Below are 20,924 nucleotides of genomic sequence, written 5' to 3' on the forward strand. Positions count from 1 at the left end.
GTGGTTTGAAGAGATTTTCGAAGAGTATAAGCATTTTACTAAAATTTTAGCAGGTGGTTTAGGATATCAAATGACATTCCCTATCAAAAATGATAAAATAAGAAAAAATAATCCGAGAATCGAGGAAGAAAGATGCAAGAAAAGATTTTGGTAACGGGTGGTGCTGGATTTATCGGAACCCACACTGTTATTGAGTTGATCCAAGCAGGTCATCAAGTGGTTGTAGTGGATAATCTTGTCAATAGCAATCGTAAAAGTTTAGAAGTTGTTGAAAGAATTACAGGAGTTGAGATTCCTTTTTATGAGGCAGATATCCGTGATACAGATACCCTCAGAGATATTTTCAAGCAGGAAGAACCGACTGGTGTCATTCACTTTGCGGGCTTGAAGGCTGTTGGCGAATCAACCCGTATCCCTCTTGCCTACTATGACAACAATATCGCAGGAACTGTCAGCCTTCTAAAAGCCATGGAAGAAAATAACTGTAAGAACATCATCTTCAGTTCTTCTGCGACAGTTTACGGAGACCCTCATACAGTTCCAATCTTAGAAGATTTCCCACTTTCAGTGACCAATCCATATGGTCGTACTAAGCTCATGCTAGAGGAAATTTTGACGGATATCTACAAGGCAGACTCAGAATGGAACGTGGTATTACTTCGTTACTTTAACCCAATCGGAGCGCATGAAAGTGGAGACCTAGGAGAAAATCCAAATGGAATTCCAAACAATCTCTTACCTTATGTTTCACAAGTAGCAGTTGGCAAACTAGAGCAAGTGCAAGTATTTGGAGATGATTACGATACAGAAGATGGAACTGGTGTTCGTGACTATATCCATGTTGTCGATTTAGCTAAAGGTCACGTTGCAGCTTTGAAAAAACTTCAAAAAGGTTCAGGTCTTAATGTTTATAACCTTGGAACTGGTAAAGGTTACTCCGTTCTTGAAATTATCCAAAACATGGAAAAAGCGGTGGGACGTCCTATTCCTTACCGCATCGTAGAACGGCGCCCAGGTGATATCGCTGCCTGCTACTCAGACCCAGCAAAAGCCAAAGCAGAGCTTGGATGGGAAGCAGAACTCGATATCACCCAAATGTGTGAAGACACCTGGCGTTGGCAAAGCAAGCATCCAAATGGATTTGAAGACTAAGATGATGATTTCAATCATTGTCCCATGTCTAAACGAAGAGGAAGCACTTCCTCTTTTTTATCAGTCTGTGGAAGCTCTGCTTCCTGACTTGGGAGCAGATGTCGAATATGTCTTTGTAGACGATGGCTCAAGCGATGGGACCCTGCAGCTTTTGAAGACCTATCGGGAGCAGAATCCTGCGGTCCGTTATGTCTCATTCTCACGAAATTTTGGGAAAGAGGCAGCCTTATACGCAGGCTTGCAGCATGCAACTGGAGACTTGGTTGTCGTGATGGATGCAGACCTTCAGGATCCTCCTAGTATGCTACTTGAGATGAAAGCCTTACTAGACCAAAATGCAGATATAGACTGTGTTGGGACACGGAGAACTAGTCGGGAGGGAGAACCCTTTTTCCGCAGTTTCTGTGCTGACCTCTTTTACCGCCTCATGCAAAAAATTAGCCCAGTAGCCTTGCCCTCAGGTGTCCGTGATTTTCGCATGATGAGAAGGTCTGTGGTAGATGCTATTTTAACCCTGACCGAATCCAATCGATTTTCTAAAGGACTCTTTGCCTGGGTGGGTTTTAAAACGCACTATCTTGATTATCCAAACGTTGAACGACAGGCTGGCAAGACCAGTTGGAGTTTTAGACAACTCTTTTTCTACTCGATTGAAGGGATTCTTAACTTTTCAGATTTCCCCTTGAGTATAGCCTTTGTAGCGGGACTTCTATCTTGTTTTCTTTCGTTTGTGATGACATTTTTTGTAGTGTTTCGGACTCTTATCTTGGGAAATCCGACATCTGGTTGGACCTCTTTGATGGCTGTCATTCTCTTTCTTGGAGGGATTCAACTCCTGACCATTGGGATTCTCGGTAAGTATATTAGTAAGATTTATCTAGAAACCAAAAAAAGACCACTCTATCTCGTCAAAGAAAAAAGTGACCTTTCTGTTATTGAAGGAAAAAATAACCAAAAAAGACTATAATTTTACCTAGAAATATGCTAAACTAGTAGGTGTGGGAAAAATGAGAAAAAATCAATTATATTTATTCCCTGCTTCCTACGATGGATCTTTTAGAAGTGCACGTGTAGGACAATTTTTGATGGCCTCCAGAACATCGCTGGTCTCAGCGATTTCTCTTTGCAATTCAACTGGATCATCGTAAAATCGAACGATTCCATTATCATGGTAATCAAAGAGTTCAGAATAGGTTTGGCAAAGCCCGCAGGCGATGCACCGTTCGGGTATAAGTGTGACTTTCATATTTATATTGTAATAAGAAAATGTAAAAAAAACAAGGAGTAAGGTATGGAAAAAGAACCGTGGCAAGAAGATATTTACGAAAACAATGAGGAAGAAACAAGATCAGAGCGTCGACACCGGAAACAAAAAGGGAAAGGCGTTGTTGCGAATCGTGTCTTGACGGTTCTAGCTAGCCTCTTCTTTGTAATCGTTGTAGCAATGGTAGTTGTATTGATTTACCTATCAACCGGAGGAAGCAATCGTACTTCATCTTTGAAGGACTTCTATGATGCATCGTCTCCTTCTACAAGTTCAAGTTCTAAAGTGGAAGCATCATCATCTTCAAGTAGCAAGGTAGAGGAAACATCTTCTTCTGAATCAACACCTTCAGAAAGCAGTTCGGAAGAACATGCAGAGGGTGAAGGAACACTTACAGTACAGCCTGGAGAGGGAGAAGCAGCTCTTGCTCAGCGTGCAGGGATTTCCATTGCCCAGCTAGAATCCCTAAATCCTTCTCATATGTCATCTGGATCTTGGTTTGCCAACCCAGGTGATGTGATTAAGACAAGATAGGAGTCGGTCATGAAGACAATTCAAATTGCTATCGATGGTCCAGCTTCGAGTGGCAAGAGTACGGTTGCAAAGATTGTCGCTAAGGATTTTGGTTATACTTATCTCGATACAGGTGCTATGTACCGTGCTGCGACTTATATAGCGCTCAAACACCAGTTGAATGCAGGAAATGTAGACCAACTTCTTGAGCTTCTTAACCAACACCCCATTAGTTTTGGTCGTTCAGAAACAGGTGAGCAACTTGTTTTTGTAGGGGATGTTGATATTACGCATCCGATTCGTGAAAATGAAGTGACCAACAAGGTTTCAAGCATTGCTGCCATTCCTGAAGTGCGTGAGAAACTGGTTTCGCTCCAGCAAGAGATTGCTCAGCAAGGCGGTATCGTCATGGATGGGCGTGATATCGGGACAGTTGTTTTACCACAAGCTGAACTCAAGATTTTCCTAGTGGCTTCTGTTGAAGAAAGAGCAGAGCGTCGTTACAAGGAAAATATTGCCAAAGGCATTGAGACAGATTTGGAAACGTTGAAAGAAGAGATTGCTGCGCGTGACTACAAGGACAGTCATCGTGAAACCTCACCTCTCAAACAGGCTGAGGATGCAGTTTACCTTGACACAACTGGACTAAGTATCCAAGAAGTGGTTGAAAAAATCGAATCAGAAGCAAAAAAATATATGTCCTAAGGGCGAGAGGAGCAGGCTGAATGAAGCCTGCTCCTTTTCTCTCTTTTGCGCGCGTTTCAAAACAGCCTTTTTGGGAGAATTTTGATAAAATAGTAGTATCAATAAAAAGGACGGAAGCATGACAAAGAAAATCATAGCCATTTGGGCCCAAGATGAAAAAGGTGTGATTGGGAAGGAAGATCGTCTCCCTTGGCATTTGCCAGCAGAGTTGCAACATTTTAAGGAAACAACTTTAAATCATGCTATACTGATGGGACGAGTGACCTTTGATGGTATGGGACGTCGTCTGCTTCCAAAACGGCAAACCCTGATTTTAACGCGAAATAGCGAAGAAGTCATAGATGGGGCGCTCGTATTTCAAGATGTGGAGTCTGTTTTAGCGTGGTATCAGAGTCAGGAAAAAAATCTCTATATCATTGGCGGAAAGCAGATTTTTCAGGCTTTTGAGCCTTATTTAGATGAAATCATCGTGACACAGATTCATGCTCAGGTGGAGGGAGATACCTATTTCCCTGAGGAGTTTGACTTGTCTCATTTTGAGACAGTAGCAAGCAAATCTTACACCCGAGATGAGAAAAACGACTATGATTTTACCATCGAATACCGAGATAGAAAGGAAGTCTAATGGAGCGCAGTATATTTGGATTTTTTACAGCTTTTTTGTGTGTGATCTGTATTTTGACTGGAGCACAGGCTTTTCGTAAGAAGCGCTATGGACTGTCTGCCTTACTCTGGTTGAATGCTTTTACCAATCTGGTAAACAGTGTCCACGCTTTTTATATGACCTTATTTTAGATAGAATGATAAATTAGAATGGAAGGAAATCATGCCTACAAATAGGAAAAATGATATGATGGTTTATTGCTCATTTTGTGGCAAGAGCCAAGAAGAAGTAAAGAAAATAATCGCTGGGAACAACGCCTTTATCTGTAATGAATGTGTGGAATTGGCCCAGGAAATCATTCGGGAGGAGTTGGCTGAGGAAGTTTTGGCAGACTTGTCTGAAGTACCAAAACCAATCGAACTCCTCAATATCTTGAATCACTATGTGATCGGTCAGGATCGCGCTAAACGTGCCTTGGCAGTGGCAGTTTACAACCACTACAAACGCATCAATTTCCATGATACGCGTGAAGAGTCAGAAGATGTGGATTTGCAGAAGTCAAACATCTTGATGATTGGTCCAACTGGTTCTGGGAAAACCTTCTTGGCTCAGACTTTGGCTAAGAGCTTGAACGTGCCTTTCGCTATTGCAGATGCGACGGCTCTGACTGAGGCTGGGTATGTGGGTGAGGACGTGGAAAATATCCTCCTCAAACTTTTGCAGGCTGCTGACTTTAACATCGAACGTGCAGAACGTGGGATTATCTACGTAGATGAAATTGACAAAATTGCCAAGAAGAGCGAGAATGTGTCTATCACACGTGACGTTTCGGGTGAAGGTGTGCAACAAGCCCTTCTCAAGATTATCGAGGGAACTGTCGCTAGCGTGCCGCCTCAAGGAGGACGCAAACATCCACAACAAGAGATGATTCAGGTGGATACTAAAAATATCCTCTTTATCGTAGGTGGTGCTTTTGATGGCATCGAAGAAATCGTTAAACAACGTCTGGGAGAAAAAGTCATCGGTTTTGGCCAAAATAACAAGGCGATTGACGAAAACAGCTCCTACATGCAAGAAATCATCGCAGAAGACATTCAAAAATTCGGTATTATCCCTGAGTTGATTGGACGCTTGCCTGTCTTTGCTGCTCTTGAGCAATTGACGGTCGATGACTTGGTTCGCATCTTGAAAGAGCCAAGAAATGCCTTGGTGAAACAATACCAAACCTTGCTTTCTTATGATGATGTTGAGTTGGAATTTGAAGATGAAGCCCTTCAAGAAATCGCCAATAAGGCTATCGAACGCAAAACTGGTGCGCGTGGTCTTCGCTCCATCATCGAAGAAACCATGCTAGATGTTATGTTTGAAGTACCAAGTCAGGAAAATGTGAAATTGGTCCGCATCACGAAAGAAGCTGTCGATGGAACGGAAAAACCAATCCTAGAAACAGCCTAGAGGTGACTATGGAAATCAATACACACAATGCTGAAATCTTGCTCAGTGCGGCCAATAAATCCCACTATCCGCAGGATGACCTGCCAGAGATTGCCCTTGCAGGGCGTTCAAATGTTGGGAAGTCTAGTTTTATCAACACCATGCTCAACCGCAAGAATCTCGCTCGTACATCTGGGAAACCTGGTAAAACCCAGTTGCTCAACTTCTTTAATATTGATGACAAGATGCGTTTTGTGGATGTACCGGGGTATGGATACGCCCGAGTTTCCAAAAAGGAACGTGAAAAGTGGGGGCGCATGATTGAGGAGTACCTAACGACTCGGGAAAATCTCCGTGCAGTTGTTAGTTTGGTGGATCTCCGCCACGACCCGTCAGCAGATGATGTGCAGATGTACGAATTTCTCAAGTATTATGAGATTCCGGTTATCATCGTTGCGACCAAGGCGGACAAGATTCCTCGTGGTAAGTGGAACAAGCACGAATCAGCAATTAAAAAGAAATTAAACTTTGACCCAAGTGACGACTTCATCCTCTTTTCATCTGTCAGCAAGGCAGGGATGGATCAGGCTTGGGATGCAATATTAGAAAAATTGTGAGGGAAAGAAATGGCAAAAACAATTCATACAGACAAAGCTCCAAAAGCAATCGGACCATATGTTCAAGGGAAAATCGTTGGCAATCTTTTGTTTGCTAGCGGTCAAGTTCCCCTATCTCCTGAAACTGGAGAAATTGTAGGAAAAACAATCCAAGAACAGACAGAACAAGTCTTGAAAAATATCGGTGCTATTTTGGCAGAAGCAGGAACAGACTTTGACCATGTTGTTAAAACAACTTGCTTCTTGAGCGATATGAATGACTTTGTTCCTTTTAACGAGGTTTACCAGACTGCCTTTAAAGAGGAGTTCCCAGCTCGTTCAGCTGTAGAGGTTGCACGTCTTCCTCGTGATGTAAAAGTCGAAATTGAAGTGATCGCAGAGATTGGATAAGCTAGTTGAAGTTTGGCTCTGCCAAACTTTTTTTGATATAAGGAGAGATAGATGACAAAGAAACAACTTCACCTGGTGATTGTGACAGGGATGAGTGGCGCAGGGAAAACAGTAGCCATTCAGTCCTTCGAGGATTTGGGATATTTCACTATTGACAATATGCCACCAGCCCTCTTGCCAAAGTTTTTGCAGTTGGTAGAGACCAAGGATGATGACCACAAACTGGCCTTGGTTGTGGACATGCGGAGCCGTTCCTTCTTTTCAGAGATTCAGGCAGTTTTGGATGAATTGGAAAACCAAGATGATTTGGATTTCAAAATTCTCTTTTTGGATGCAAAAGATAAGGAATTGGTGGCCCGTTACAAGGAAACCAGACGGAGTCACCCTCTAGCAGCGGATGGTCGGATTTTGGACGGCATCAAGCTGGAGCGCGAGCTCTTGGCACCTTTGAAAAACATGAGCCAAAATGTGGTGGATACGACAGAACTTACTCCGCGTGAACTTCGTAAAACCATTGCTGAGCAATTTTCGGACCAAGAACAAGCCCAGTCTTTCCGTATCGAAGTCATGTCTTTTGGATTCAAGTATGGTATTCCTATCGATGCAGACTTGGTCTTTGATGTCCGTTTCTTACCAAACCCATACTACCTCCCTGAACTCCGTAATCAGACAGGTGAGGATCAAGCAGTTTATGACTATGTGATGAATCATGAAGAGTCTGAAAGTTTCTATCAGCACTTACTCGCCTTGATTGAACCCATTTTGCCAAGTTACAAAAAAGAAGGCAAGTCTGTTTTAACCATTGCAGTAGGATGTACAGGTGGACAACACCGTAGTGTTGCCTTTGCCAAACGCATAGCTGAGGACCTTGCTAAAAACTGGTCTGTCAATGAAAGCCATCGTGACAAAGACAGAAGAAAGGAAACGGTAAACCGTTCATGAGAAAACCAAAGATAACGGTAATTGGTGGAGGAACAGGTATCCCCGTCATTTTGAAAAGCTTGCGAGAAAAGGATGTTGATATCGCAGCCATCGTAACGGTAGCTGATGATGGCGGCTCTTCTGGTGAACTAAGAAAGAATATCCAACAGCTGACACCACCAGGAGATCTTCGCAATGTCCTGGTAGCCATGTCGGATATGCCTAAATTTTATGAGAAGGTTTTTCAGTACCGCTTTTCAGAAGACGCTGGTGCTTTTGCAGGTCATCCTCTAGGAAATATCATTATAGCAGGGCTTTCTGAAATGCAAGGGTCCACTTATAATGCCATGCAGCTGCTAAGTCTCTTTTTCCACACAACAGGAAAAATCTACCCCTCAAGCGATCAGCCTTTGACACTGCATGCAGTCTTTAAAGACGGTTCTGAGGTGGCAGGTGAGAGCCACATTGCAGATCATCCCGGCATGATCGACCATGTCTATGTGACCAATACCTTGGATGATGAAACGCCCCAAGCCAGCCGTCGAGTGGTCAATACTATCCTAGAGAGTGATATGATCGTCTTGGGGCCTGGTTCCCTCTTTACATCGATTTTGCCCAATATTGTCATTGAGGAGATTGGGCAGGCTCTCTTGGAGACTAAGGCTGAGATTGCCTATGTCTGCAATATCATGACCCAGCGTGGGGAAACAGAGCACTTTTCAGACAGTGACCACGTGGAAGTCCTCCATCGACACTTAGGTAGGCCATTTATTGATACGGTCTTGGTTAATATCGAGAAGGTTCCTAGAGAATACATGGATACCAACCGTTTTGATGAATATTTGGTTCAGGTAGAGCATGATTTTGCTGGTCTTTGCAAGCAGGTCCCTCGTGTGATTTCATCCAACTTCCTTCGTTTGGAAAATGGAGGAGCCTTCCATGATGGCGATTTGATTGTAGATGAATTGATGCGCATTATACAGGTGAGAAAATGAGTTTTACAGTTGCAGTAAAAGAGGAAATTCTTGGTCAACACCATCTCAGTCGTTATGAACTATCGGCCATTATCAAGATGTCTGGCAGTATCGGTCTATCTAGTTCGGGCTTGACCTTGTCAGTCGTAACTGAAAATGCTAAGTTAGCTCGGCACCTTTATGAGTCCTTTCTCCATTTTTATGAGATCAAGTCAGAAATTCGTCACCATCAGAGAAGCAATCTTCGCAAGAATCGTGTCTATACGGTCTATACAGATGAGAGGGTGCAGGAGCTTTTAGCTGATTTGCGACTTGCGGATTCCTTCTTTGGTTTGGAGACGGGTATTGATCCCGATATCTTAGCAGATGAAGAGGCTGGTCGTGCTTACTTATGTGGGGCCTTTCTGGCAAATGGTAGCATCCGAGATCCGGAGTCTGGCAAGTACCAGTTGGAGATCAGTTCTGTATATCTGGACCACGCCCATGGACTAGCCTCTCTCCTTCAGCAGTTTTTGTTGGATGCCAAGGTTATTGAGCGAAAGAAAGGTGCAGTTACCTATCTCCAGCGTGCAGAGGACATCATGGATTTCTTGATCGTGATTGGGGCTATGCAGGCGCGTGATAACTTTGAGCGCGTCAAGATTTTGCGTGAAACTCGTAACGATCTCAATCGAGCCAATAATGCCGAGACAGCTAATATCGCTCGGACAGTTTCTGCCAGCATGAAGACTATCAATAATATCAGTAAAATCAAAGATAGAATGGGTTTGGAAAATTTACCAGTGGATTTGCAGGAGGTGGCTCGCTTACGGATCCAGCACCCAGACTACTCTATCCAGCAGTTGGCGGATAGCCTGAGCAATCCCCTGACCAAAAGTGGTGTCAACCACAGACTCAGAAAAATAAACAAGATTGCAGATGAACTATAAAACCACGAATCGTTGATTCGTGGTTCTTTTCTTATAAACTGGTCGAGTGTTTGGGTTGTACTTTTTGGTCAGGGTCAATGTAGTTAATGGCATTGTTAACAGCTGTTGGAGCTTCACCTAGTCCTGTAGCGATCAAGTCAATCTTACCTTCATAGTAGCAGCAGTCCCCGATGGCATAGATACCTGCTTGGCTAGACTCTTGCTTGCTGTTAACGATAATCTTGTGACGGTTGAGGTCCAGACCCCAATTTTTAAGATTGCCAACAGATGATTTGAAACCATAGTTGACAAAGAGATGGTCTACTTCGATAGTTTCGGCTTCATCCGATTTGACTTTGGTGATTTCCAGTTTGTCAAGTGTTTTTCCATCTCCAAGGAGTTGGCTAGGGACGAACGGTGTCTTGATGGTTACAGATGATTCTTGTAGAGCTTGCACACTATGTTCCAAGGCGCGGAAATTATCTCGACGGTGAACAAGAGTAGTTGGGGAAATCTTTTCAAAAGCCAGAGCCCAATCCACTGCTGAGTCCCCGCCACCAAGGATGGTCACTTTCTTGCCAGCGTATTGCTGAATGTTGGAAACGTGGTAGTGGATATTTTCATAGTCCTCAACGTTCTCCAATTCGAGTGGACGCGGTTTAAAGGCACCGCCCCCCATAGCGATGATGACTGTTTTGGTCAGGTGGCTTCCCTTGTTGGTTGTGATGGTAAAACCTTGATCTTGTTTCTCGATTTCAAGAACGGTTTCGTTGAGGTGAACAGGTGTTTCAAAGCCGTTTAGCTGTTCAATCAAGCGATTGGTCAACTCTTCTCCGGTTAAGTTTGGAAAACCTGGCACATCAAGGATTTGTTTCTCAGGGTAGAGGATGGCAGGCTGGCCACCTAGCTGGGGAAGGGAGTCGATGATTTGGACTTTGGCTTGACGTAGGTGGGCGTAAAAGGCAGCAAAGAGCCCAACAGGACCGCCACCTACAATAGTAATATCATAGAGTTGAGACATGATTTCTCCTTCGTTTTTTCTAGTCAGTTTATTTTATCATATTTTTGCTTAATTTAAAATGAGGTAGGATAGGGAAAAAATGGGCAAAAAATGGTATAATGGTACAGAAAGTGTTTTGACAGGGAGGAGGCCAGGGATGAATTTTCAACCATTATCCAATTTGCAATACTGGACGAGTTTGTTTTCAAGCCCTTGGACAATAGTCACCAATCTGATTGATATTCTCATTGTGACTTATATTTTATATCATTTTACCAAAGCGATTGCAGGGACCAAAATCATGATATTGGTGCGGGGAGTCTTGGTCTTTATTTTAGGTCAGATTCTGTCCAATATGATTGGTTTGACGACCATTTCCTGGTTGATCAATCAGATCATCACTTATGGGGTCATTGCAGCGGTAGTTATTTTTTCACCAGAGATTCGGACTGGTTTGGAACGATTGGGCCGGGCTACGGATTTCTTCTACAATGCTCCTATTAGTGCGGAAGAGCAAATGGTTCGTGCCTTTGTCAAATCAGTCGAGTACATGAGTCCACGTAAGATTGGTGCTCTGGTAGCTGTTCAGCGAGTAAGAACCTTGCAGGAATATATCTCAACTGGGATTCCTCTAGATGCTAAGATTTCCTCTGAGTTATTAATTAATATCTTTATCCCCAATACTCCCTTGCACGATGGTGCGGTCATTGTCAGAGAAGATCGGATTGCCGTAACTTCAGCCTACCTACCCCTGACTGAAAACACAGGAATTTCCAAGGAATTTGGGACACGTCACAGGGCAGCGATTGGTTTGTCAGAAGTATCGGATGCTCTTACCTTTGTGGTTTCAGAGGAAACAGGCGGAATCTCAATCACCTATAATGGAGTCTTTAAGCATGATTTGACCTTGGAAGAGTTTGAATCGGAGTTAAGAAGAATCTTACTTCCAAAATCAGAGAAAAAGCAAGGTCTGAAAGAGCGCTTGCTAGGAGGATTGAAACATGAGAAAAAATAGTCTATACATCATTTCTTCCTTCTTTTTCGCCTGCATTCTCTTTATCTATGCAACATTGACAAACTATCAGAATAGCAACAGTGCCAGACAGGTGCGGACGGAGACTTATACAAACACAGTTCTTAATGTCCCAATTGATATTCAGTATGACAGTGATCAGTATTTTATCAGTGGTTTTACATCTGAGGTGACGGTCTTTCTAACAGGCTCAAACAGAGTTGCTTTAGCGAGCGAGATGCAGGAAAGTACCCGCAAATTTAAGGTGACGGCTGATCTTTCTGATGCTAGTGTAGGAACCATCGAAGTTCCTCTGACTATTGAAAATTTACCGAGTGGTTTGACGGCTGTTGCGACACCGCAAAAGATAACAGTGAAGGTTGGTAAAAAAGCAAAACGAGACAATGTCATTGTTGTGCCGGAGATTGATCCTAGTCAGATTGATTCTCGCGTGAAAATCGATACAGTTACTGTATCAGATGAAAAAGTAACGGTTATTAGTGATGAGGAAACCCTCTCCAAAGTAGATCGTGTCATTGCCATCTTACCGACGAGTGAACGGATAACTAGAAACTACTCGTCCTCTGTTCCTCTACAAGCAGTCGATAAAAATGGAAATGTCTTACCAAGCGTCATTATGCCGTTTGACACAACTATGAAAATTACAACAAAAACAGCAACGTCTAGTTCAAGTAACTCGTCAACAAGTTCCTCAGAAGGCAGTTCGTCTTCAACGAGTTCAGAAACAAAATCAGATTCGTCTAAACAATAATAAATAATAGAAAAGGATGATAAATAAAATGGGTAAATATTTTGGGACCGATGGAGTCCGTGGAGAAGCAAACGTAGAACTGACACCAGAATTGGCCTTTAAACTGGGACGTTTTGGTGGTTATGTTCTTAGCCAACACGAAACAGAAGCCCCTAAAGTCTTTGTAGGACGTGATACACGTATCTCAGGAGAAATGTTAGAATCAGCCTTAGTGGCAGGTCTCCTCTCTGTAGGGATTCATGTCTACAAACTCGGTGTTCTTGCAACACCAGCAGTAGCTTACTTGGTCAAAACTGAGGGAGCCAGTGCAGGTGTCATGATTTCCGCTAGTCACAACCCAGCCCTTGATAATGGAATTAAATTCTTTGGTGGGGATGGCTTCAAACTTGATGATGAAAAAGAAGCAGAAATCGAAGCCTTGCTAGATGCTACAGAAGACACTCTTCCTCGTCCAAGTGCCGAAGGCTTGGGAACATTGGTGGACTATCCAGAAGGTTTACGCAAGTATGAAGGCTATCTTGTTTCAACTGGAACTCCTCTTGAGGGAATGAAAGTGGCCTTGGACACAGCAAACGGTGCAGCATCTACAAGTGCCCGTCAAATCTTTGCAGACCTTGGGGCTCAAATAACTGTTATTGGTGAGACACCAGATGGTCTTAATATCAACTTGAATGTGGGTTCTACACATCCAGAAGCTCTTCAAGAAGTGGTCAAAGAAAGCCAGTCAGCTATTGGTTTGGCCTTTGACGGAGACAGTGACCGTTTGATTGCTGTTGATGAAAATGGCGATATCGTCGATGGTGATAAGATCATGTACATCATCGGAAAATACCTTTCTGAAAAAGGCCAGTTGGCTCAAAACACCATCGTGACAACGGTTATGTCTAACCTTGGCTTCCATAAGGCCTTGGAAAGTGCTGGCATTAACAAGGCAGTCACTGCAGTAGGTGACCGCTATGTAGTCGAAGAAATGAGAAAATCAGGCTACAACCTGGGTGGTGAACAATCAGGCCACGTCATCTTGATGGATTACAATACAACTGGTGATGGTCAATTATCAGCTGTTCAATTGACTAAGATCATGAAAGAAACAGGCAAGAGCTTGTCTCAACTGGCATCAGAAGTGACGATTTACCCACAAAAACTGGTTAATATCCGAGTGGAAAATGCTATGAAAGAGAAAGCCATGGAAGTACCAGCCATTAAAACTATCATTGAAAAGATGGAAGAAGAAATGGCAGGGAACGGTCGTATCCTTGTCCGTCCAAGTGGAACAGAACCCCTCTTGCGAGTCATGGCAGAAGCTCCTACGACAGAAGAAGTTAACTACTACGTAGATACGATTGCTGCTGTTGTTAAAGATGAAATCGGAATTGACTAAAGCCTAGAAAACTAGATGAAATGATAAAAATGTGGTACAATTGCATAGTAAATTGTAGCAATGGGAGAGAAAAATGAATCTTAAACGAGAACAAGAATTTGTTAGCCAGTATCACTTTGATGCTCGTAACTTTGAATGGGAAAATGAAAATGGAGCTCCTGAAACCAAGGTAGACGTGAACTTTCAGTTGCTCCAACATGACCAAGAAAACCAAGTGACTTCGCTTGTTGTTATCTTGAGTTTCATGATTGTCTTTGACAAATTTGTCATTAGCGGAACGATTTCCCAAGTTAACCATGTGGAAGGTCGCATTGTTAACGAACCAAGCGAATTTAACCAAGAAGAAGTCGAAAATCTGGCACGTCCATGTTTGAACATGCTCAATCGTTTGACGTATGAAGTAACAGAAATCGCCTTGGATCTTCCAGGGATCAATTTGGAGTTTTAGTCATGAAATTAGCTGTCATTACAGATTCTTCAGCCTATTTAGAGGAGAAGACGCTGCAAAGAGAGAATCTTTTTATCTTGGATATTCCTGTCAATATCGATGGAGAGGAGTATGTCGAAGGTGTCAATCTGACTGCTGAGGAATTTTATCAAAAAATGGCTCAGTCTTCAGAATTACCTAAAACCAGTCAACCAAGTATTGCCAAATTGGATGAGATTCTTAGTTCTTTGAAAGACGAGGGTTATACCCATGTCTTGGGACTCTTTCTTTCGTCTGGAATTTCAGGCTTTTATCAGAACATCCAATACATGTTGGATGAGTATGATGGCTTGACCATTGCCTTTCCAGATACCCATATCACAAGTTCCCCTCTAGGATTTATGGTAGAGAGTGCCTTTGAGTGGGCAGAACAAGGTGATGATTTTGCCCAGATTCAGGAGAAATTGGCTATCCAAATCGCTGATAATTCAGCCTTTATCATAGTAGATGACCTCGACCACTTGGTTAAGGGAGGACGTTTGTCAAATGGAGCAGCTATCTTAGGAAATCTCCTCAGTATCAAGCCTATTCTTTACTTTAATGACCAAGGAGTGATTGAAGTTTACGAAAAAGTTCGTACAGAAAAGAAAGCAATCAAACGTTTGGTGGAAATCATCAAGGAGTTGACAAAAGATGGGGACTACCGTATAACAGTCATTCATGGGAACGCTCCTCAAAAGGCAGCGGATTTGCGTCAGCTTTTGATGGAGAGTGGTGTGACTGCTGAAATTCCAATTGTTAGCTTTGGTAGTGTCATTGGGACCCACCTTGGAGAAGGTAGTATCGCCTTGAGCTATACACCAATCGTCTAAATTGTTCTTACAGGCTTTGTATCTTAGAATTTGAACACGGACTATCTGCCTCTTGAAAAAAGATGCCTGTCTTGCCTTTCGTAGAAAGTCAGCGCCATTCCCTATTTTTCATGGGCAGCTAACGTCCTTTGTATCTTGATAATTGAACACGCCTGGAACCCTGTGTGAAAAAGATAGTTCTTCCAAGGAGTAGACACTCCTTGATCAGAACTCCTATTTTCACTTTGTGTTCTTACAGGCTTTGTATCTTAGACAGGAGTAGAGATGAGTATTCGAGTAATTATTGCCGGTTTTAAGGGGAAGATGGGTCAAGCTGCTTGTCAGATGGTCTTGGCTGATCCAGACTTGGACTTGGTCGCAGTTTTGGATTCTTTTGAGTCTGAGTCAGAATGGCAGGGAATTCCTGTCTTCAATGATAAGGCTGACTTGGCTGGTGTTGAAGCGGATGTCTGGGTGGATTTTACTACACCAGCCGTTGCCTACGAAAATACACGCTTTGCTCTTGAAAATGGCTTTGCTCCAGTAGTTGGAACAACAGGATTCACTAGTGAAGAAATTGCAGAACTAAAAGCATTTTCCCGTGAACAAGATTTGGGTGGCTTGATTGCTCCTAACTTTGCCTTGGGAGCTGTCTTGCTCATGCAATTTGCGGCGCAGGCTGCCAAATATTTCCCAAATGTGGAGATTATCGAGCTCCATCATGACAAGAAAAAAGATGCTCCGAGCGGAACAGCCATTAAAACGGCTGAGTTGATGGCAGAAGTGCGTGAGTCTATCCAGCAAGGTGCGCCTGATGAGGAAGAATTGATTGCAGGTGCCCGTGGTGCTGACTTTGATGGTATGCGCATCCACTCGGTCCGTTTGCCAGGCTTAGTAGCTCATCAGGAAGTCATCTTTGGCAATCAGGGAGAAGGATTGACCCTTCGTCATGACTCCTATGATCGCAGCTCCTTCATGACAGGGGTCAATTTGGGAATCAAAGAAGTTGTCAAGCGTCATGAGCTTGTCTATGGATTAGAACACTTATTATGAGATTAACGCAAATGCCTTCTGAATTTCAGAAGGCTTTACCAGTATTAGAAAAAATTAAAGAAGCAGGTTTTGAAGCCTATTTTGTTGGGGGCTCCGTCAGAGATGCCCTCCTCAATCGTCCTATCCACGATGTGGATATTGCGACTTCTTCCTATCCAGAGGAGACCAAGCAGATTTTTCCGCGAACAGCCGATATCGGAATCGAGCACGGAACCGTCTTGGTTTTAGATTGGGACGAGGAGTATGAGGTAACCACCTTTAGGACCGAAGATGTCTATGTGGACTATCGCAGACCCAGCGCGGTTTCCTTTGTGCGTTCGCTAGAAGAAGACCTCAAGCGCCGTGATTTCACAGTTAATGCGTTTGCCTTGGATGAGACAGGCGAAATTATTGACTTGTTCCATGGTTTAGACGATTTAGAAAACCAAGTCTTGCGAGCAGTTGGAGTGGCTAGTGAACGTTTCAACGAAGATGCTCTGCGGATTATGCGTGGTTTCCGTTTTCAGGCCAGTCTCGGTTTTAAACTTGAGTCAGAAACTTTTGAAGCGATGAAAACTTTGACGCCACTCTTGAAGAAAATTTCTGTAGAGCGCACCTTCGTTGAGTTTGATAAGCTCTTGCTGGCACCTTTTTGGCGAGTTGGCTTGTCTTCCATGATTGAGAGTCAAGCTTATGACTATCTTCCAGATATGGCAGGAAGCCAGGACAAGCTCAACAAACTGTTTGATTTGGAGACTGATTTCACTTTTGAATCTTCTGAACAAGCTTGGGCAGCTCTATTGTGGGCTTTGGAGATTAAAGATGCAAAGCCATTTTTGAAAGCTTGGAAAACCTCACGCCAGTTTGCCAAGCAGGTACAGGATTTGCTGACTATTTTGGCTTTGCGAGAAGAAGGAGAGCTGAGCAAGCGCGATTGTTACCGCTTTAACTTGGATTCCCTTCTACAAGCTGAAAGTCTTCGTCAGGCCCAAGGGAAACCAGTCAACCCACAAACCATCAAAGAAACTTATCAGAGTTTGACCATTCATGATAAGAAAGAAATCCAGATTAATGGTGGAATTTTGATTAAGGAATATGGTTACCAGCCAGGACCAGACTTGGGAGAGATTTTAACAGAGATTGAGTTTGCCATTGTCGATGGAGAATTGGAAAACGACCGTCAAGCCATCCATACTTACCTGAGGGAGAAAAAATGAGTGATTTTATCGTTGAAAAACTAAGCAAATCCGTTGGTGACAAGACCGTTTTTAAGGATATTTCCTTTATCATCCACGACTTGGATAGAATCGGTCTCATTGGTGTCAATGGAACGGGTAAGACCACCCTTTTGGATGTCCTTTCTGGCGTTTCTGGCTTTGATGGGGATGTCAGTCCCTTTTCAGCGAAAAATGATTACCAGATTGGTTACTTGACCCAAGATCCAGACTTTGATGATAGCAAGACGGTCTTGGATACGGTTCTCTCCAGCGACCTCAAGGAAATCCAGTTGATTCGTGAGTATGAGTTAATCATGCTCAACTACAGTGAGGACAAGCAAGCTCGTTTGGAACGGGTCATGGCAGAGATGGATTCTCTTCAAGCCTGGGAAATCGAAAGTCAGGTCAAGACTGTTCTCAGCAAGTTGGGTATTCAGGATTTGTCGACTCCAGTTGGTGAATTGTCAGGTGGTCTAAGAAGACGGGTTCAGTTGGCGCAAGTTCTCCTAGGAAACCACGACCTCTTGCTTCTGGACGAGCCGACTAACCATTTGGATATTGCGACCATTGAGTGGCTGACTCTTTTTTTGAAAAATTCTAAGAAGACAGTTCTCTTTATCACCCACGATCGTTATTTCCTAGATGCACTATCAACGCGGATTTTCGAGTTGGACCGAGCAGGCTTGATCGAGTATCAGGGAAATTATCAGGACTATGTTCGCCTAAAGGCGGAACAGGATGAGCGTGATGCAGCTCTTCTCCACAAAAAAGAACAACTTTATAAGCAAGAACTGGCCTGGATGCGCAGACAACCACAGGCACGTGCGACCAAGCAACAGGCCCGTATCAATCGTTTCCACGATTTGAAAAAAGAAGTTTCAGGTGGCGTTGCTGAAACAGACTTGACCATGAACTTTGAAACCAGTCGGATTGGGAAGAAAGTCATCGAGTTTCAGGATGTTTCCTTTGCCTATGAAAACAAGCCCATTTTGCAAGATTTTAATCTCTTGGTGCAAGCTAAAGACCGTATCGGAATTGTTGGGGATAACGGTGTAGGGAAGTCAACTCTGCTTAATCTCATCGCAGGAAGTCTTGAGCCGACTAAAGGCCAAGTGACCATCGGTGAGACGGTTCGCATCGCCTATTTTTCTCAACAAATTGAAGGTTTGGATGAAAGCAAACGGGTTATCAATTACCTGCAGGAAGTAGCAGAAGAGGTTAAGACCAGTGGTGGTTCTACGACTTCCATTGCAGAGTTGCTAGAGCAGTTTCTCTTCCCACGTTCGACGCATGGAACCTTGATTGAGAAATTGTCAGGTGGAGAGAAAAAACGCCTTTATCTCCTCAAATTACTCTTGGAAAAACCAAATGTTCTTCTTTTGGACGAGCCGACAAATGATTTGGACATTGCAACCTTGACAGTTTTGGAGAATTTCTTGCAGAGCTTTGCAGGCCCTGTCTTGACAGTTAGCCACGACCGTTATTTTTTGGATAAGGTAGCGACCAAGATTCTCGCTTTTGAAGATGGCAAGATTCGTCCTTTCTTTGGTCATTACACCGACTACCTTGATGAAAAAGCCTTTGAAACTGATATGGTCAATCAAGTGCAAAAGGCAGAAAAGGAGAAAGTGGTCAAGGTCCGTGAAGACAAGAAACGCATGACCTACCAAGAAAAGCAGGAGTGGGCAAGCATTGAAGGCGATATTGAAGCCTTGGAAAATAGTATCGCTGCTATTGAAGAAGAAATGCAGGCAAATGGCTCTGACTTTGGCAAATTGGCAACGCTTCAGAAAGAGCTAGACGAGAAAAACGAAGCACTCCTTGAAAAATACGAACGCTATGAATACCTAAGTGAGTTGGCATGATGGAAGAAAAAGTCATTAAACGTAGTCCCAAGAAAATCATTTGGAATGCCTTGTTTGGCTTGGCTTCAGTGCTTTTCTTCTTGCTGCCTCTCTCTTATCTCCATTTTTACTCGCAAAAGGGAACCAGACTTCATACGATAAGTCTGTTATTAATACTGCTTGTCCTCTTTTGTGCTGGAGTAGTCGTTTATCAGACATACAGGCTGTTAAGTTCCGATAAGGAATATTTGAGATTTACTGTCGAGGGGTTTTACTACAAACAAAATCCAAAGAAACCTAGTCATTTCTATGCTTGGGCAGGTGTAGAGGACTTTTCCTTCTCTCGGATTCGAGGGAAGTATAGGGATTCTTATCGGATTGAAGTCTATTTTAAAAACAAGGAAAATGTGAAATCCCAATCCTTTCTAGCTCTGTTGAAGAGAAGGATTCTCCCTTTTCATCCGTCAGCAGATTTGATCATCCCGATTTTTCTGCTAGATGTAGGTCTTCCTGAAAGGGTCTATGATGCCATGAAGTACTATGAAAGAGAATGGCGTATCGAACAAAATCGTCAAGCAAGAAAAGAGGCAAAACAAGCTTCGAAAAGCAAATCTTCCAAACCGTCATAGTCCGTCTTTGCTTAAAGTGGAATAATCAAAAAGGCCCTATCCACTGGATAGGGTCATTGTTTGTCTTCTTTTTTAGTTTCCTGATGGAAGATGTTTTGCCAAGTTTCATGGCGACGCCAGATACTGGTATGGACGATACCATCTAGCTCATAGCAAATGAGTTTGGTTTTCTGACTAATGGAGGTAATCTGAATGTCCTTAATCGCAGCACTAAGTTCTTTTTCAGACTTATAAGCCTCTTTATCCATCTGCTCTCCATCTTGACGGATATAGAGAAAGTCCTCAGCAAGGAGTTCTTCTAGCTGATTTCCTTGGTCAATCAATTGCTCACGCATGAGCAGTTTTTTATAGACATTGTCTAAAATCTCGTCCTCAGGTATGGGAGCTGGCTCGATATGGACATCGGTATCAAAGACTCCAAAACGCTCTTCCAGCATGGACTCGACCTGGTCCGCAATCTCATGACTTTCATAGACTGATAGGTCAGGATTCATTTCCAGGGTGATATCAAGGTAGATATTGCTACCGTAGGTCCGCCCTCTTTGGGACTTGACCTTACTAATCTTTGGAATCTCCATGATGGCCTTTTGGTAGTCCTCTAGCAGACGGTCATCAAAACCATCTGAAAGACTGAAGGAAGACTCGATAAAGATATCATAGGCTGTTTTTAAGATAAAGAAGGTGATGATGATAGCGACCAATTTATCCACGATAGGGTAATTGAAACTGCTGGCTAAGATAGCAATGGAAGTCCCAAGCGAGGTGACAGCATCGGAAAGATTGTCCTTAGCAGCTGCTTTGAGAGCCTTGGATTTGGATTTCTTACTGAGGCGTGTATTGTAGAGATAGACCACAAACATAATCGCTGCAGAAATGATTCCTAGAGTTGCACCCAGAGGATCAATGGGTGTTTGTTCCCGACTAAGGATTTTCTGAATGGTGTCCCGAAGTACATCAAAACCAACATAGAACATGATGATGGAAGTAATCAAGCTAGCCAAATCTTCAATCTTCCAGTGACCAAAGCTATGGTCACGGTCTGCAGGTTGGCGGGCCATCCGAATCCCAATCAAGAGAGCAACATTTCCAATAATATCGGATACGTTGTTGAAACCATCTGCCACCAAACTGGAAGAATGCAGGAGGTGACCAGTTGCCAATTTTGCTGCAGACAAGAGGAGGTAGGTTGAAATGCTGATAATGGCTCCACGTTCTGCCAATTTGAGATTTGACATGGATTGGTTCATCGGGCTTCCTTTCTAGTCATATAGTATTCT

At 43.2% G+C, this 20,924-nt stretch carries 23 protein-coding genes; 20 read left to right on the forward strand and 3 right to left on the reverse strand.

Annotated elements, in window-relative coordinates; all coding sequences use genetic code 11:
* Positions 1-132 precede the first annotated feature (132 nt).
* Positions 133-1,152: a UDP-glucose 4-epimerase GalE gene (gene galE / locus HMPREF2655_RS01440; protein WP_070837269.1), complete on the forward strand. Its 1,020-nt coding sequence runs from the start codon at positions 133-135 to the stop codon at positions 1,150-1,152.
* A gap of 1 nt (position 1,153) precedes the next feature.
* Positions 1,154-2,119, forward strand: a complete 966-nt coding sequence (locus tag HMPREF2655_RS01445; protein WP_070800065.1) for a glycosyltransferase family 2 protein — start codon at positions 1,154-1,156, stop codon at positions 2,117-2,119.
* A gap of 75 nt (positions 2,120-2,194) precedes the next feature.
* On the opposite strand, the gene HMPREF2655_RS09875 is transcribed toward HMPREF2655_RS01445, so the two are convergent.
* Positions 2,195-2,398: a ferredoxin gene (locus HMPREF2655_RS09875; RefSeq protein ID WP_002874767.1), complete on the reverse strand. Its 204-nt coding sequence runs from the start codon at positions 2,396-2,398 to the stop codon at positions 2,195-2,197.
* Between the two features lie 45 nt (positions 2,399-2,443).
* Here HMPREF2655_RS09875 and HMPREF2655_RS01450 point away from each other — a divergent pair, with 45 nt between their 5' ends.
* From HMPREF2655_RS01450 to whiA, 9 genes are all read left to right on the forward strand, one after another.
* Positions 2,444-2,950 (forward strand): SAG1386/EF1546 family surface-associated protein, encoded by a 507-nt coding sequence (locus tag HMPREF2655_RS01450; RefSeq protein WP_070800040.1) that lies wholly within the window; start codon positions 2,444-2,446, stop codon positions 2,948-2,950.
* Positions 2,951-2,959: 9 nt separating this feature from the next.
* Positions 2,960-3,634, forward strand: coding sequence for a (d)CMP kinase (gene cmk / locus HMPREF2655_RS01455; RefSeq protein WP_000849413.1), 675 nt, complete (start codon positions 2,960-2,962; stop codon positions 3,632-3,634).
* 118 nt (positions 3,635-3,752) lie between these two features.
* Entirely contained in the window at positions 3,753-4,259 is a 507-nt protein-coding gene (locus tag HMPREF2655_RS01460) for a dihydrofolate reductase (RefSeq protein WP_000162306.1), read from the forward strand.
* A gap of 201 nt (positions 4,260-4,460) precedes the next feature.
* Entirely contained in the window at positions 4,461-5,693 is a 1,233-nt protein-coding gene (clpX, locus tag HMPREF2655_RS01470; protein ID WP_002879862.1) for an ATP-dependent Clp protease ATP-binding subunit ClpX, read from the forward strand.
* A gap of 8 nt (positions 5,694-5,701) precedes the next feature.
* Positions 5,702-6,289, forward strand: coding sequence for a ribosome biogenesis GTP-binding protein YihA/YsxC (gene yihA / locus HMPREF2655_RS01475; RefSeq protein ID WP_000405196.1), 588 nt, complete (start codon positions 5,702-5,704; stop codon positions 6,287-6,289).
* A 9-nt stretch (positions 6,290-6,298) separates the two neighbouring features.
* On the forward strand, positions 6,299-6,679 hold the full coding sequence (locus HMPREF2655_RS01480) for a RidA family protein (protein WP_001140428.1): 381 nt from the start codon (positions 6,299-6,301) through the stop codon (positions 6,677-6,679).
* A gap of 51 nt (positions 6,680-6,730) precedes the next feature.
* The gene (gene rapZ, locus HMPREF2655_RS01485; protein ID WP_049478488.1) at positions 6,731-7,621 is read left to right on the forward strand and encodes an RNase adapter RapZ; all 891 of its coding nucleotides are present in this window, start codon (positions 6,731-6,733) and stop codon (positions 7,619-7,621) included.
* The gene (locus HMPREF2655_RS01490) at positions 7,618-8,595 is read left to right on the forward strand and encodes a YvcK family protein (protein WP_001231053.1); all 978 of its coding nucleotides are present in this window, start codon (positions 7,618-7,620) and stop codon (positions 8,593-8,595) included. Before rapZ ends, HMPREF2655_RS01490 begins: the two co-directional genes overlap by 4 nt.
* Positions 8,592-9,503 (forward strand): DNA-binding protein WhiA, encoded by a 912-nt coding sequence (whiA, locus tag HMPREF2655_RS01495; protein WP_000011295.1) that lies wholly within the window; start codon positions 8,592-8,594, stop codon positions 9,501-9,503. The genes HMPREF2655_RS01490 and whiA overlap by 4 nt, the downstream gene beginning before the upstream one ends.
* 31 nt (positions 9,504-9,534) lie before the next feature.
* On the opposite strand, the gene HMPREF2655_RS01500 is transcribed toward whiA, so the two are convergent.
* Positions 9,535-10,503: an NAD(P)/FAD-dependent oxidoreductase gene (locus HMPREF2655_RS01500; protein WP_070837271.1), complete on the reverse strand. Its 969-nt coding sequence runs from the start codon at positions 10,501-10,503 to the stop codon at positions 9,535-9,537.
* Between the two features lie 136 nt (positions 10,504-10,639).
* On the opposite strand from HMPREF2655_RS01500, the gene cdaA reads away from it, so the two are divergent.
* The 9 genes from cdaA to HMPREF2655_RS01550 all read left to right on the forward strand — a co-directional run bounded on the left by cdaA (position 10,640) and on the right by HMPREF2655_RS01550 (position 19,647).
* Positions 10,640-11,497 (forward strand): diadenylate cyclase CdaA, encoded by an 858-nt coding sequence (gene cdaA, locus HMPREF2655_RS01510; protein ID WP_070837273.1) that lies wholly within the window; start codon positions 10,640-10,642, stop codon positions 11,495-11,497.
* The gene (locus HMPREF2655_RS01515) at positions 11,484-12,266 is read left to right on the forward strand and encodes a CdaR family protein (RefSeq protein WP_001230923.1); all 783 of its coding nucleotides are present in this window, start codon (positions 11,484-11,486) and stop codon (positions 12,264-12,266) included. The genes cdaA and HMPREF2655_RS01515 overlap by 14 nt, the downstream gene beginning before the upstream one ends.
* Before the next feature lie 28 nt (positions 12,267-12,294).
* A complete protein-coding gene (gene glmM, locus HMPREF2655_RS01520) occupies positions 12,295-13,647 on the forward strand; it encodes a phosphoglucosamine mutase (protein ID WP_000521455.1) in 1,353 nt (450 codons plus the stop codon).
* A 73-nt stretch (positions 13,648-13,720) separates the two neighbouring features.
* A complete protein-coding gene (locus HMPREF2655_RS01525; RefSeq protein ID WP_001050090.1) occupies positions 13,721-14,095 on the forward strand; it encodes a DUF1149 family protein in 375 nt (124 codons plus the stop codon).
* 2 nt (positions 14,096-14,097) lie between these two features.
* Positions 14,098-14,946 carry a DegV family protein gene (locus HMPREF2655_RS01530; protein ID WP_070837275.1) on the forward strand — a complete coding sequence of 283 codons (849 nt, stop codon included), beginning with the start codon at positions 14,098-14,100 and terminating at the stop codon, positions 14,944-14,946.
* Between the two features lie 264 nt (positions 14,947-15,210).
* Positions 15,211-15,978 (forward strand): 4-hydroxy-tetrahydrodipicolinate reductase, encoded by a 768-nt coding sequence (dapB, locus tag HMPREF2655_RS01535; protein ID WP_070837277.1) that lies wholly within the window; start codon positions 15,211-15,213, stop codon positions 15,976-15,978.
* A complete protein-coding gene (locus tag HMPREF2655_RS01540; protein WP_083321208.1) occupies positions 15,975-17,174 on the forward strand; it encodes a CCA tRNA nucleotidyltransferase in 1,200 nt (399 codons plus the stop codon). The genes dapB and HMPREF2655_RS01540 overlap by 4 nt, the downstream gene beginning before the upstream one ends.
* On the forward strand, positions 17,171-19,039 hold the full coding sequence (locus HMPREF2655_RS01545; RefSeq protein WP_070837281.1) for an ABC-F family ATP-binding cassette domain-containing protein: 1,869 nt from the start codon (positions 17,171-17,173) through the stop codon (positions 19,037-19,039). Before HMPREF2655_RS01540 ends, HMPREF2655_RS01545 begins: the two co-directional genes overlap by 4 nt.
* A complete protein-coding gene (locus tag HMPREF2655_RS01550) occupies positions 19,036-19,647 on the forward strand; it encodes a hypothetical protein (RefSeq protein WP_000969656.1) in 612 nt (203 codons plus the stop codon). Before HMPREF2655_RS01545 ends, HMPREF2655_RS01550 begins: the two co-directional genes overlap by 4 nt.
* Positions 19,648-19,700: 53 nt before the next feature.
* Here HMPREF2655_RS01550 and mntE read toward each other — a convergent pair whose 3' ends face one another.
* A complete protein-coding gene (gene mntE / locus HMPREF2655_RS01555; RefSeq protein WP_001076587.1) occupies positions 19,701-20,894 on the reverse strand; it encodes a CDF family manganese efflux transporter MntE in 1,194 nt (397 codons plus the stop codon).
* Positions 20,895-20,924 lie beyond the last annotated feature (30 nt).

Origin of the sequence: Streptococcus sp. HMSC066F01 (assembly GCF_001837335.1) — a bacterium.
GTDB lineage: Bacteria > Bacillota > Bacilli > Lactobacillales > Streptococcaceae > Streptococcus > Streptococcus oralis_S.

Coding starts and splice junctions, on each gene's coding strand:
- HMPREF2655_RS01490 (WP_001231053.1), top strand. CDS start 7,618: ATGAGAAAACCAAAGATAACGGTAATTGGTGGAGGAACAGGTATCCCC.
- HMPREF2655_RS01450 (WP_070800040.1), top strand. CDS start 2,444: ATGGAAAAAGAACCGTGGCAAGAAGATATTTACGAAAACAATGAGGAA.
- HMPREF2655_RS01515 (WP_001230923.1), top strand. CDS start 11,484: ATGAGAAAAAATAGTCTATACATCATTTCTTCCTTCTTTTTCGCCTGC.
- glmM (WP_000521455.1), top strand. CDS start 12,295: ATGGGTAAATATTTTGGGACCGATGGAGTCCGTGGAGAAGCAAACGTA.
- HMPREF2655_RS01530 (WP_070837275.1), top strand. CDS start 14,098: ATGAAATTAGCTGTCATTACAGATTCTTCAGCCTATTTAGAGGAGAAG.
- galE (WP_070837269.1), top strand. CDS start 133: ATGCAAGAAAAGATTTTGGTAACGGGTGGTGCTGGATTTATCGGAACC.
- HMPREF2655_RS01480 (WP_001140428.1), top strand. CDS start 6,299: ATGGCAAAAACAATTCATACAGACAAAGCTCCAAAAGCAATCGGACCA.
- clpX (WP_002879862.1), top strand. CDS start 4,461: ATGCCTACAAATAGGAAAAATGATATGATGGTTTATTGCTCATTTTGT.
- HMPREF2655_RS01460 (WP_000162306.1), top strand. CDS start 3,753: ATGACAAAGAAAATCATAGCCATTTGGGCCCAAGATGAAAAAGGTGTG.
- yihA (WP_000405196.1), top strand. CDS start 5,702: ATGGAAATCAATACACACAATGCTGAAATCTTGCTCAGTGCGGCCAAT.
- cmk (WP_000849413.1), top strand. CDS start 2,960: ATGAAGACAATTCAAATTGCTATCGATGGTCCAGCTTCGAGTGGCAAG.
- dapB (WP_070837277.1), top strand. CDS start 15,211: ATGAGTATTCGAGTAATTATTGCCGGTTTTAAGGGGAAGATGGGTCAA.
- HMPREF2655_RS09875 (WP_002874767.1), bottom strand. CDS start 2,398: ATGAAAGTCACACTTATACCCGAACGGTGCATCGCCTGCGGGCTTTGC.
- whiA (WP_000011295.1), top strand. CDS start 8,592: ATGAGTTTTACAGTTGCAGTAAAAGAGGAAATTCTTGGTCAACACCAT.
- rapZ (WP_049478488.1), top strand. CDS start 6,731: ATGACAAAGAAACAACTTCACCTGGTGATTGTGACAGGGATGAGTGGC.
- HMPREF2655_RS01540 (WP_083321208.1), top strand. CDS start 15,975: ATGAGATTAACGCAAATGCCTTCTGAATTTCAGAAGGCTTTACCAGTA.
- HMPREF2655_RS01550 (WP_000969656.1), top strand. CDS start 19,036: ATGATGGAAGAAAAAGTCATTAAACGTAGTCCCAAGAAAATCATTTGG.
- HMPREF2655_RS01525 (WP_001050090.1), top strand. CDS start 13,721: ATGAATCTTAAACGAGAACAAGAATTTGTTAGCCAGTATCACTTTGAT.
- mntE (WP_001076587.1), bottom strand. CDS start 20,894: ATGAACCAATCCATGTCAAATCTCAAATTGGCAGAACGTGGAGCCATT.
- HMPREF2655_RS01500 (WP_070837271.1), bottom strand. CDS start 10,503: ATGTCTCAACTCTATGATATTACTATTGTAGGTGGCGGTCCTGTTGGG.
- cdaA (WP_070837273.1), top strand. CDS start 10,640: ATGAATTTTCAACCATTATCCAATTTGCAATACTGGACGAGTTTGTTT.
- HMPREF2655_RS01545 (WP_070837281.1), top strand. CDS start 17,171: ATGAGTGATTTTATCGTTGAAAAACTAAGCAAATCCGTTGGTGACAAG.
- HMPREF2655_RS01445 (WP_070800065.1), top strand. CDS start 1,154: ATGATGATTTCAATCATTGTCCCATGTCTAAACGAAGAGGAAGCACTT.